The 10663-nt window shown below is 60.7% G+C and carries 12 protein-coding genes and 3 pseudogenes; 6 read left to right on the top strand and 9 right to left on the bottom strand.

The genetic code is table 11. The features are described from left to right. Window positions 1-88: 88 nt before the first annotated feature. The gene (locus AB4Y34_RS39445) at window positions 89-1123 is read right to left on the bottom strand and encodes a reverse transcriptase domain-containing protein (protein ID WP_368719087.1); all 1035 of its coding nucleotides are present in this window, start codon (window positions 1121-1123) and stop codon (window positions 89-91) included. A 17-nt stretch (window positions 1124-1140) separates the two neighbouring features. On the opposite strand from AB4Y34_RS39445, the pseudogene AB4Y34_RS39440 reads away from it, so the two are divergent. Then, window positions 1141-1398 (top strand): annotated as a pseudogene (locus tag AB4Y34_RS39440) (transposase); the annotation flags it as partial. A 342-nt stretch (window positions 1399-1740) separates the two neighbouring features. Here the strand turns inward: AB4Y34_RS39440 and AB4Y34_RS39435 are convergent. Further along, entirely contained in the window at window positions 1741-2085 is a 345-nt protein-coding gene (locus AB4Y34_RS39435) for a hypothetical protein (RefSeq protein WP_176369533.1), read from the bottom strand. A gap of 53 nt (window positions 2086-2138) precedes the next feature. On the opposite strand from AB4Y34_RS39435, the gene AB4Y34_RS39430 reads away from it, so the two are divergent. Together AB4Y34_RS39430 and AB4Y34_RS39425 are read left to right on the top strand one after the other, a co-directional pair. Continuing rightward, window positions 2139-2330, top strand: a complete 192-nt coding sequence (locus tag AB4Y34_RS39430) for a hypothetical protein (RefSeq protein WP_176369534.1) — start codon at window positions 2139-2141, stop codon at window positions 2328-2330. 25 nt (window positions 2331-2355) lie between these two features. Beyond that, window positions 2356-2949 carry a transposase gene (locus tag AB4Y34_RS39425; protein ID WP_368719085.1) on the top strand — a complete coding sequence of 198 codons (594 nt, stop codon included), beginning with the start codon at window positions 2356-2358 and terminating at the stop codon, window positions 2947-2949. Window positions 2950-3115: 166 nt separating this feature from the next. Here the strand turns inward: AB4Y34_RS39425 and AB4Y34_RS39420 are convergent, their stop codons facing one another. The 5 genes from AB4Y34_RS39420 to AB4Y34_RS39400 form a co-directional block, all read right to left on the bottom strand. Next, window positions 3116-3562, bottom strand: a complete 447-nt coding sequence (locus AB4Y34_RS39420; protein WP_368719086.1) for a hypothetical protein — start codon at window positions 3560-3562, stop codon at window positions 3116-3118. Between the two features lie 36 nt (window positions 3563-3598). Beyond that, window positions 3599-3985: a hypothetical protein gene (locus AB4Y34_RS39415; protein ID WP_368719084.1), complete on the bottom strand. Its 387-nt coding sequence runs from the start codon at window positions 3983-3985 to the stop codon at window positions 3599-3601. A 26-nt stretch (window positions 3986-4011) separates the two neighbouring features. Beyond that, complete coding sequence (locus tag AB4Y34_RS39410) at window positions 4012-5016, bottom strand: hypothetical protein (RefSeq protein WP_368719083.1); 1005 nt, start codon at window positions 5014-5016, stop codon at window positions 4012-4014. Window positions 5017-5109: 93 nt separating this feature from the next. Beyond that, the gene (locus tag AB4Y34_RS39405; protein WP_217910935.1) at window positions 5110-5568 is read right to left on the bottom strand and encodes a hypothetical protein; all 459 of its coding nucleotides are present in this window, start codon (window positions 5566-5568) and stop codon (window positions 5110-5112) included. A gap of 237 nt (window positions 5569-5805) precedes the next feature. Beyond that, on the bottom strand, window positions 5806-6654 hold the full coding sequence (locus tag AB4Y34_RS39400; protein WP_368719082.1) for a polyprenyl synthetase family protein: 849 nt from the start codon (window positions 6652-6654) through the stop codon (window positions 5806-5808). A gap of 277 nt (window positions 6655-6931) precedes the next feature. Between AB4Y34_RS39400 and AB4Y34_RS39395 the strand changes: the two genes are divergently transcribed. After that, on the top strand, window positions 6932-7648 hold the full coding sequence (locus tag AB4Y34_RS39395; RefSeq protein ID WP_368719081.1) for an IS6 family transposase: 717 nt from the start codon (window positions 6932-6934) through the stop codon (window positions 7646-7648). Between the two features lie 79 nt (window positions 7649-7727). Then, a pseudogene (locus tag AB4Y34_RS39390) lies at window positions 7728-8687 on the top strand (SOS response-associated peptidase family protein). A gap of 290 nt (window positions 8688-8977) precedes the next feature. Here AB4Y34_RS39390 and AB4Y34_RS39385 read toward each other — a convergent pair. Next, the gene (locus AB4Y34_RS39385) at window positions 8978-9580 is read right to left on the bottom strand and encodes an RES family NAD+ phosphorylase (protein ID WP_368719080.1); all 603 of its coding nucleotides are present in this window, start codon (window positions 9578-9580) and stop codon (window positions 8978-8980) included. Between the two features lie 3 nt (window positions 9581-9583). Continuing rightward, on the bottom strand, window positions 9584-10363 hold the full coding sequence (locus AB4Y34_RS39380; protein WP_176369538.1) for a hypothetical protein: 780 nt from the start codon (window positions 10361-10363) through the stop codon (window positions 9584-9586). A gap of 185 nt (window positions 10364-10548) precedes the next feature. Here AB4Y34_RS39380 and AB4Y34_RS39375 point away from each other — a divergent pair. Next, window positions 10549-10656: pseudogene (locus AB4Y34_RS39375) on the top strand (IS6 family transposase); the annotation flags it as partial. Window positions 10657-10663 lie beyond the last annotated feature (7 nt).

Below are 10663 nucleotides of genomic sequence, written 5' to 3'. Positions count from 1 at the left end.
GGGGTTTGGGTTTGGGTTGCCCATTACGGGCCCCCCCCCCCCCCCCCCCCGCACAGATCCCGGCGTGCCCAATTCGGGCACCGGGCTCCTACCTCGGGTGTTTGACGGCGAAGCGCCGATCAGGCCATGGATGAAGGATTCGAGGGAGCGGAAGCCAGACATTGGCGAGTCGTCGCATTCGCTCCCACGTCATAGCGTCCTTCTGACTGCGCCGCCGGAGCGTGCGCCGCCATAGATCGGTGACGTGATGTCGGAATGCGACGAGTGCCCGCGAGTTGGTAGGCACCGCGTGATACGCGAAGTATCCGCGGACCACCTGCCTGAGCCATTGCCCTTGCGCTGGAGTTGGTTCGTGCATGCGCTTCCGTAGCGCCTCCTTGATCTGCCTGAGTTTCGCCCGCATGCGATCCCCTCGGGTCTTCCGCTGTAACTGGTAAGCCCCGCGACGAGACCTGCCGCAGATAAAGATGAAACCCAGAAAGGTGAAGGTCTCCGGTCGGCCAAGACCCCGGTTCTGGCGGTTGACCGCTGCATAGCGGCCGAACTCCAGCAGCCTCGTCTTGTCCGGATGTAGCTCAAGCGAGATCCTTCCAATCAGCTCCCGTGTTCGAAGCGGCACACATCGCTGTGTAAGACGACGCACCTGATCCATGAAGCGCTGGACCGATTTCTCCCGGGGGTACGCGTACAGCGCACCCGACCGGGCGCCACTGCGGATTTTGGCGGAGGGCAGCGATAACTGCCGCCCACGCTTGATCTTGTAGCCGAGAAACTCGAATCCAAACCGGACATGCACGATCCGCGTCTTCTGCGGATGGAGATGCACACCCAGTGCGCTCAGAATCTTCGTCGCCGCCGCGAGGGCTGCGCGCGCTTCTGCCTGGGATGAACAGGTGATCACCCAGTCATCCGCGTAACGGGTAAGCTGGTAGCCCTTGCGCCGCATCTCCCGATCAAACGGCGTCAGGAGAATATTGCTGAGCAGCGGTGAAGCGACCCCACCTTGCGGCGTTCCACGCTCGCTCGGAAAGAGACGACCCTTGCCGAAACTGCCGGCTTTAAGCATCGCCTTGATCAGGCTTAGTACCCGACCGTCAGCGATGCGCTGGGCAATGAGCGACAGAAGTTTGTCATGGTCACCGACGCATTCGCCGGTGGGAACACGAAGCGGTACTCGAGAGAATGCAACTCAGACTCGATCGCCAGCTTGACGCCATGACAATACGACGTCGAACGGTCGAACACGTGTTCGGCACACTGAAGCACTGGATGGGCTCAACCCGCTTCCAGACGCGCAGGCTCGGGCACGTATCGACTGAAATGAGCTTGCATGTGCTGGCATACAACCTCAAGCGCGTCATCGGGATTCTCGGATTTGAAAGACATTGCAAGCGATGAAGCTGGCAGGCGCATGCTCTCACGCCTGACCATGATTGCTCGCATAACGCGATCCGGTCAGTCGCTGGCAAACCGGAACTGCGCTGACGCGGTCTCACAGGTGCTCTTCCGGCCTGCCGGCCCAGAAGTTTTTACACGGCCTCGGCCGAGACGGGACCTCGCGCTGCTCGAACACGCGAACGCGCCGGACCCGGGCGCGCTTGGGTCAAGCTATCGTCTCGTTGAACTCAACCGTTTTGTGTCGGGCTCTATATTGGCCATGAGGATTTCCTTTCGTTATCGACGTTGATTATCGTAGTCAATCCTCACGGCGCTGGCGAATAGGCAAAACTTTCTCGCCCGTTAGCCAAGCCATTTCCCGGCGGACTCCAGAAGCGCCATCAATAGCAATGCCTCCCGCGCGAGCGCCTCTTCCCAAAGCCTTCTGTACTGCCCGGCCCGATCCTTCGCGGCCTTGAGAGCCGGTCCTGAATCGTGGCTTGACTTCGATTGTCGCTCGGCAGCAGACGCAATTTCCGCGATCAAGCCGACGAACATCGCCCGCGATCTTTTGATGCGGCCTTTCCCGCGGCCAGCCTCCAAAGCTACTGCGTCATTGGTAATCCGCGTTCCCTTTGGCACGACTTGAGGCTGACCGTCCTCAAGCCGCTGAAGCGCCTGGCGGTATTCATCGAGTGCGCCCGACATTTCCTCTCCTGATAGATGCACCTTGCCACTTTCCCCCGGGCCGCGCGCAGGCCATGAAGGTCGCTTTCCTCCATCCGGTATGCAACGCTGCCCGGATCGATCGTGGCAACCAAGGCTTCCTGATGGCGAATGACGCTGTCGAGCTGGGACATTTTGCCGACCATGTTCTCGCACCTGCGCAAACACTCGGTGTCCACGATCTTCAATCCGATCACGGAGCACTCGCCAAGGCACTGTCACGTTAGCGAGGTGGTCACGTAAGAAGTCACGATGAAGAAGAGAAAATCGCTTGATCACCGCCACCGGTTCCCGGCGACGATCATTAGTCTCGCGGTTCGGTGGTATTTCCGTTTCCAACTTAGCCTGCGCGATATTGAAGAACTGCTGTTCGAGCGCAGTGTCGTTGTCAGTTACGAGACGATCCGCCGCTGGTGCGACAAATTCGGCGCGGGCTTCGCACATCGCGTAAAAGCTGCTCGCCGCAAACCTGGCCACACATGGCATCTTGACGAAGTCTTCGTTACGTTCGGTGAGCCTTATCTGCTTTGGCGGGCAGTCGACCAGCACGGCGCCGAACTCGACATCCTGCTGCAGAAACATGCGTTCGTCACGGCTGCGGCCCGGGTGAACAACCGGGCAGAGAATAGTCATCAGCCTACGCGTGAACGTGAGCGGCGCATGCGCGGATTTCGCGGCCCGAAGCGCACGCAGGATTTTCTCTCCAGCTTCGGCCTGATCCGGCAGCACTTCGCGCTCAAGCGACGCCTGCTACGTGCTTCGCTCTATCGCAAACAACTCGCATCCCGATTGGCTGCGTGGCGCGAATTCACCGGCATCGCTCAAAATCCGTCGACTGTCTCCTGAGCGATTGACTCTTCGCCGTAGTCCGTGCCACTGCCGACAAGTTGACAATGCCCCTCGCAGTGCACATCTTGCCATGTCGGGCACTTCATGCATCATCCGCTCGTTGCGAACACAACCACTCGATCCCTTTCGAAAACCCGCAACCAGTTGCGAATCAGATCGCCGCTTAACCCGTTGGCCTCCACGAATTCCGGCCGACCTCGCCTGCGCCCTCGGCCCCGTCGCGATAGCGACTGACTGAGGTCTGGTAGTACCGGGTGCGAATGGTCAGCATAACGTCGAACAACTGTCCCCATGGCGCGGGAAAGCTTCCCTCCGCCATCACCTGATGCAGCAGGCGCGTATTGCCGGCCAACTCGTCCTTGAGAAACTGGGGCACAGGCAAATCGGGATAGCATCGATTGAGCCTGATCGCCACATTGTCCGTTTCACCCACCCGCAGATCCTTCGCCCACCCATGCAGATCGTTCTGCACACGCCCTATCGTGGAGATGAGCCGTAAGGCATGGCAGAAATCCGGCCGCATGCGCCAGCTCGCCATGTCCAACCCCCACAACAACGACAGGCAGCAGAACACGTTTTTGTAGGCGATCGAATCGATGCCATTCTGCAGGTGTTCTGCATACGACCAGCCCTCGGTACCCTGCGTCTAAGCCTTTCCCGCACGCAAGGCGGCGCAATAATGCCGGGTATCGGCAAGCAGGTGCGTGTAGTCGCGAGGATCGTAGGCCAATCCAGCCAAGCTAGCGCGCGGCACATTCCCCCCTTCGAAACCGGCGACTGTGCAGGGTGTACCCTGGCCGAGCGCCTGTTCGACGGCAGCAAGCTGGCTTGGGTTAAGCAGCGCCCGATCGTGGCAATCGTCGAGCCAGAATAACAACGCCAGTTCGCGATAGAACGCCAGGATCAGCGTTTCGTCGCGCGGATCGCGGCCGGTCCGCACACTGACCCCAAGCAGGCCGCTATGGATGCTCTGCAGGATGTACTGGCCGCCCCTGATCGCTTCCGCCGCATGCTCCTCGGTAAAGCCGGTCAAGCGACCGCCGTACTCCATGACCTGGTCTAGTGCGCGTTCCGCCTGCATTCCCGCGCCTCCCCCCGGTTCGTCCGTGCGGGCATGCCGAGCCCAGCCATGCGCCAGCCAAAGACCTGCGAGCTCGGCCACACACGCCACCCGCAGCGGGCAATACAGTTCCTTGCCGATCCAGAGCGGGTCTGAGGAACCGACCGCGGCGCATAACCTACGAGCACCCAGTCCAGTGCGCGCGCCACCGCCTGGGAGATGCGCTGGCGGCCAACCTGATCCTCTCTGTCGCTGCTCACCCGCAATGCGAACAAGGCATACGCCGTTTCCTCGAAGGTGCAGGAGCGACCACTCCCCCAACCGCCATCTTTATGCTGCGCGTCGAGCAGCGTACGCTCGTCGCGCCATTGCGGACTGGCATGCGCCAGCGCGGCTACCGCATATGAGGTCGGATAAAGCCACGACACATGCCATTTGTCGCTTTCCCATATGCCACGCGCAGTGCGGTTCGCCTCAACAAAGGCACTGGCTCCGGGCGCGGGCCTCCCCAGCTTGCGCATGGCATGCAGCGCATGAATGTTGGTCGACACGGAGGCATTGCGCTCGCCGGGAAAGGTGACGAACAGATCACCGCTTTCAAACTGGCGCAACGGCTCGGCCGACGGTTCACGCCCTGCGAGGCTCAGCACGCACAAAGCCATCGCCGTGTCGTCCGCATCGGCAGCGAAGTGTAATGCCGGCCCCAAGCCGCGTGCGCTCATGCAACGCTCGAGCCGTGCGATCCCTTTGCTTACTTCGTCGGCGAGCGCAGGATGAGAGAACAGGCCGGCCAGATGCAGCGTGTAAAATACCCAACACGGCTCGAAGACATCGATCGGCCAGACGTTGGGAACCACCGCGTGGATGCCCGTCTGCGTCGCGCGCTGCGGCGAGCAGATAGGCGTCGGCAAGCCCGACGCGCTGCGCAGCGAGCGCCTCTGCGACAGCGCGATGGCGCCAGACGGCCGTTGCCGCGGGACTGATGCCGATGCTGCCGTTGGCATCCAGCTCCACCTCGGCCGGCGAGCCACCCCACGCCTCCCAGGAATGCAACAGCGAATGGCCGGTTGGCAGCGCAGGCGTGGCTGCGAGCCTGTCTAGACGGGATTGCCGCAGCGGGCGCAGCGCGGCATGGCCAGTTCAGCCAACAAGGACCCGGCCTCGTCGCACAGTTGCGGCAGGATCAGTTCTACTCCGATGGGTGCCTCCTCGGGCACTGCATGCAGATAGGGGTCTGGCTGTCGTAACAGGAATGCATGCGCGGCGCGCACAGCATCAGCCCCCTCTGGGAAGTGATCGGCCCGATGCAAGGCCAGCGAGGCCGCCAGCGTCAGCGCGTGACGAAACAAGGGGAAGTCCGGACTTCCCCACCCTCCATCGGCATGCTGTTGAGCCAGGAGCCAGCGATACGCCTCGCGCTGTTCGCTCGAATCAGCCTGGAAATGCAGATTCAGCGCAGTATCGTAGATAGAAGGTCCGACACTCCCGCCATCACTCATCTCGCCCAGAAGATGGCGAAGTTCGCTGAGTATTTGCTCGGGAAGTGATTGCAACATCGACTTATCCTGATGGGCACTGCAAGCGATGAGTGAATCCGACTGCGGCGCAGGCAGGGCTGGAACCAGCGCCACACATCGATTCCGGCGCTATAGGAACGCCGACCTCTTGGCTGCGCGCGTCTGCTTCAGTCTCGAATCGCCGTCAGTGGCAGGGCACGGGAAGTCCATACCGCCGATTACCCCATCGCTGCCTGAAACCCGCATGAATCCGCGTGGCTCATAGGCAACGCATGCCTAACGCAGACACGCGGCAGCCCGCTGCAGCATCTGCTCCAGTTGTTGCGCGCGCGGTCCCAGCGGGACGATGGTTTGTTCGGCGTCCCGGTACAGATCGAGCGCGCGTTGGCGTGATGCCTGCAGTCCCATGATCGATACGCAGGTCGGCTTCTGCGCGTCGGCGTCCTTGCCGGACGTCTTTTCGAGCGTCGCTGTGCCCTCTGTGACATCGAGAATGTCGTCGACCACCTGCAAGGCCAAATCGAAGCCAGAACTGAAGCGATCGAGCGCCCGGTACAACGCATCATGCGCGTAATTCTCCGGTAGCGCGCACAGCGCCCCCATGCGTACAGCGGCACGCGCGAGCGCACCGCTTTTCATCTTGTGCATTGCGATGATCCGTTCCGGAGCGACACGCTTTCCGACCAGCGCGAGATCCAAGGCCTGTCCGCCGGCCGCCCCCTCGGTGGAGATAGCCTGCGCCAGTTCGCGAACGAGGCGGATACGGGTGTCGCTGGGCGCGTCCAGCTGTGCGAAGGTCAGAAACGCGTGCGCCTGCAGCGCATCGCCGACCAGAATCGCGGTCGCTTCGCCGAACTGAACGTGGACGGTCGGCAGGCCGCGCCGCAGCACGTCGTCGTCCATTGCGGGCAAGTCGTCATGGACCAGAGTGCAGGCGTGTACCATCTCAATGGCGGCGCCGATATCGTCTAGGGCGGCTGCCGGCGCGTCGCTCAATGCGCCGGCAGCCAAGCAGAACAGTGCGCGAGTCCGCTCTCCGCCCTGCAACGTAGCATAGCGCATCGCGGCGATCAAATTGGTCTCGGCCCCGTCTGCGGTTGGATGCAGGCGGGCCAGCGCCTGCATCCAACCGCACGGCGCCCGCCCGCATCCACGGCTTGGGCCAAGGTAAGCCAGGTATGCTGGGCGCGAGCGTAACTAACTCGCCAGCACGAGTAGCGCCTGATCGCGTTCGTCGTGCAAAGCTTGACGACGCCATGCAGCGCCATCGGAATCCGTCGCAAGGAGCGGGTCTGCTATGCAGACGGTTTTGCTACTACAGCCGTAGATATGCCGGATCTGGAGCAAATAGCGCGTGGGCAAATCGGTTAAGGTGTCGGGCTGAACGGATTGAGAACCGACGATGAGCAAGCTGAAGAGCCTAGACGAACTGTTTGCAGGCCGTCACTTTGACCGCGATGTGATCATTCTGTGTGTTCGCTGGTGCCTGCGCTACAAGCTTAGCTTGCGCGATCTGGTCGAAATGATGGCGGAACGGGGTCTGTCGCTGGCCCACACGACGATCCTGCGCTGGGTGCGGCGCTTCGCGCCGGAGTTCGTCAAACGGTGGAATCGCTTCGGCAGGCCCTCCGGCCAGTCCTGGCGTGTTGACGAGACTAATCTCAAGCTGCGTGGCAAGTGGGTCTATCTTTGTCGGGCGGTGAATCGGGCGGGCCAGACGGTTGACTTCATGCTCCGTGCAAAGCGCGACGTGGAGGCCGCAAAAGCCTTTTTCAGGAAGGCAATCAGACATCAGGGCCAGCCACCGAAGAGCATCACGCTTGACGGCTATGCGGCCTCGCACCGCCCCGTGCGCGAGATGAAGGCCGATGGCTTGCTGCCTGAGGACACGAAGGTCCGATCCTCGAAATATCTCAATAATCTGGTCGAGCGGGACCAGCGCAACATCAAGTCCCGGACGAAAGTCATGCTCGGCTTCAAACGTTTCAGGAACGCAGCGATCACGCCCTCTGGTATTGAGTTGGTACATCGCATTCGCAAGGGCCAATTCCGCCTCGCGAAGCTCGGCCTCAAAGATACCACTGCGCCCGCAGTCCGGGAGGCCGTCCTGTCTGCTTGATGAGGCATCCTCTAGATAACAACAATCTCGTACAGACCGCCTATTTGCACCGGAGCCGCAAGATTCATGGGAGACATTCATGTGCTACTCGGCACAGGTAATCGCGGACTACAAGAAATTTGTGCGCACCTTTGGTGCCACCATGGACATCCACGAGTTCGCGCGTCTGTTTTTCGAACGCGCCGAACGCGCGAGCAAGTCCAGGATACCCAAGGCGATGGAAGAAGCGTTTGGTGACCCGTAAATTGAAGCCGAGCGCGAAATCAAGGCTTCAATCGGCCGGTTCAACGCCGGGCAGACCGCCAGACTCGAACAGGAGTTCTTCAAGCAGCGCAAGCGTCTGCCGGATGCAGAACGAATCCTGCAGACAAAGGTCACCAAAGCAGCGACTGAAAGTCAGCGCATCGCCACCGATAAGATTGCATGGACCGAAGGCAAGCTCGAAGACCTGCAGCGAACCGGGCTTAAGCCGCGAGACTGGCGCATTTTTCCGGGACACTGCGCGCCCGTCATGGTGATCGAAGACGGGCAACGGGTTGTGAAGCCGATGCGTTACCAGTGCGGCATGGCTGGAAAACCTGCGTCTTACGATGTCAAATACCCCGGGACCTACAACGCCCGTCGTGACAATCTGGAAGGCTTCTGGAAACCGTATTTTAGTCAGACGCACGGCATTTTGCTTGTCGAGGTGTTTTACGAGAATGTGAGCAGGGCGAAGTTCGAGGGAACGCTCCTTGAAACGGATGAGCGAGACGAAAACGTGGTCCTAGAGTTCCGCCCGAGCAACGGCGAACTGATGCACGTCGCCTGTTTGTGGTCGCGTTGAAGCGCCCCCGGTGAACCAGACCTTCTCTCATTTTCGGCCATAACAGATGAGCCTCCCGGAAATCGCGGCGGCCGGTCACGATCGGTGCATCATTCCATCAAACCCGAACACATTGACGCATGGCTTAACCCGGATGCATCGGATCCGGCGGCGATGTACGCAATGCTCGATGACCGGGACCGACCGTACTACGAGCATCTTCTTGCAGCATAGCGATCGACAGGCCGGTATCGGTGGTCGTGGGGACCGTGCGCGCATCGGGGGCCTTGACACTGGCGGCAGCGCGCCGCCGTAATTGTCGCCGGCTGACCTACTCATGCTCCCTATGAGCCAGGGCTGCGCGGAGACTGTATCCTCGCGCAACCCCGCACAAAGGCCGCAAAAACACTCTGCAGCACGTCGGTTGAAACGGATCTGTCTGCCGGCACACGCACCCAAGAGGTCGCGAGTGTTGAAGTCTGCTGCCGACGCATTGTCCGTAAGCACGCGAGCAACGTCGGTGGTTATGTATACGCAATATGCAGCGTCGTTCGGACCTTTGCGAACGCTGCGCTACTCGCCAATGCCCTGGACGGTTTGCGCTGTGTCAGCCCGATGCTCCCACCCCGATCAAAAAGCACGACGGCCAGGTTGGGGGCCATCATGCGCGACACGTAAAGTATCCCCTCCACGTCAGCCGGATGCGCGTGGATCGCCCGGGACCAGCGCATCGGAATGCTGTAGTTCGCCGTACCAAAAAGCCCCGCGTGCGCGCCAAGCACGTTCATGCTTTGGCCTGTCAGATCCGCGAGCGTCAGATCTTCGCCGTCAAACGCATGGATGAAACGCCGCTTCACTTCGTCAGCCGCGATCCGATAGCGGGCCCCCACTGGCTCAAGATCATGAAGCAGAGACTCTGCTACAGCAGTAGCCAGATTCAGGCCGAAGTAACTAGTCCCATATTCCTTTTTGGGATCGTCAAACCGATGACTTGCAGTCTTCCCAAAATGCGGCTCACCCGAGCTGTAGCTCGAGATACGGACCAGTCGCTTTGCTTTTATCACTACGACTGGCAATTCAAGCGTGCTGAAATTCCTTGCCGGATTCTTGAGGACACGAGCAGCCAAACGCTATTCCTCCGCGTAGCCGGCTGCGGCCCGCAGAACCATCGACAGGTTGACCTTCTCGAGCGGGGTGCTGCCACCGCCCTGCTTGCGTTTGGGCTGCTTTCCGCCGATCACCTCCAGCGGGGTAAGGCCTCCCAGCGAGCGCCGCGGATTCGTGAAGAATGCCCATTTGCTGGCGCCCGGAAGCTCTTTCAGCGCCCGAGACACGCGAGCAACCGTGCGCCGGTCGAGGCTCTCGTCCAAAAAAAAGGCCGGGTAATAGCTGACCCCGCTCGGACCGTCTACGGTGAACAACGATCCCGTCTTCAGCCGCTGGTTGATTGCCTGCCGCGTGACCCCCGCACGTCGCATGAATTCCGCAGGCTCGAGCAATGAGCCTTCCTTTGCGAGCTTCGCGCGGGCGGCCATCGCCTCTGTGAACATTTCCGCTTCGTCGGAGGACATGGCTGCATCGCGCCCGGCCCTGTGATGCAGCGCCGAGCGGGCACGTTGTGCGGGCACACGGCGGCTGGATCCCGTTCCGGACTTCGTGGCCGGCGTCAGCTCGCCCGCCGCGTCGGCGACGGCCGTTAGCGCATCATCGAAGCCCTGTGCGAACAGCGCGATCGACTGTGCGAATCTCTGCTGATTTTTAGCGGGAAGCTGACCGATATCCGCCTGCATTGAGCTCGCCACGACCTTGCGGATCGCTTCCGGAGTTCGCGCACCAGTACGATCCAGCATCTTCGCAGCACGCACAAGCAGCCGTGAAAACTCTGACGCCTGAATGGTTGCCGTAGACATAGATCTCTCCGAAGGAACAGCCAAGCCTATCCCGAATATGGTGAAATTGTCAAGGAAGTAAAGGAAATAGCTCCGCGACTGTCAGCAGGTCCGTTTTGTGGGGAAGAAAAGCACTCTGGCCCTATATAAGACCACCTTTTGCATGGGAGAGGGCGCTGTCAAGGGCAGTCGAATAAGATGGCCATATGACCAAGAACAAATCGCTTTATCATGGCCATCGGTTTCCGGCAGCTGTCATTTGCTGTGCGGTTCGCTGGTACTTCCGGTTCCAGTTGAACCTGCGCGACATCGAATAGTTGC

Origin of the sequence: Paraburkholderia sp. BR10954 (assembly GCF_040965775.1) — a bacterium.
GTDB classification, from domain to species: domain Bacteria; phylum Pseudomonadota; class Gammaproteobacteria; order Burkholderiales; family Burkholderiaceae; genus Paraburkholderia; species Paraburkholderia youngii.
The sequence above is the reverse complement of the archived record's forward strand: the minus strand, read 5'-3'. Positions and strand labels throughout refer to the sequence as shown.

Coding starts and splice junctions, on each gene's coding strand:
- AB4Y34_RS39380 (WP_176369538.1), bottom strand. CDS start 10,363: ATGTCTACGGCAACCATTCAGGCGTCAGAGTTTTCACGGCTGCTTGTG.
- AB4Y34_RS39435 (WP_176369533.1), bottom strand. CDS start 2,085: ATGTCGGGCGCACTCGATGAATACCGCCAGGCGCTTCAGCGGCTTGAG.
- AB4Y34_RS39425 (WP_368719085.1), top strand. CDS start 2,356: ATGAAGAAGAGAAAATCGCTTGATCACCGCCACCGGTTCCCGGCGACG.
- AB4Y34_RS39410 (WP_368719083.1), bottom strand. CDS start 5,016: ATGCCAACGGCAGCATCGGCATCAGTCCCGCGGCAACGGCCGTCTGGC.
- AB4Y34_RS39430 (WP_176369534.1), top strand. CDS start 2,139: ATGAAGGTCGCTTTCCTCCATCCGGTATGCAACGCTGCCCGGATCGAT.
- AB4Y34_RS39405 (WP_217910935.1), bottom strand. CDS start 5,568: ATGTTGCAATCACTTCCCGAGCAAATACTCAGCGAACTTCGCCATCTT.
- AB4Y34_RS39400 (WP_368719082.1), bottom strand. CDS start 6,654: ATGCAGGCGCTGGCCCGCCTGCATCCAACCGCAGACGGGGCCGAGACC.
- AB4Y34_RS39395 (WP_368719081.1), top strand. CDS start 6,932: ATGAGCAAGCTGAAGAGCCTAGACGAACTGTTTGCAGGCCGTCACTTT.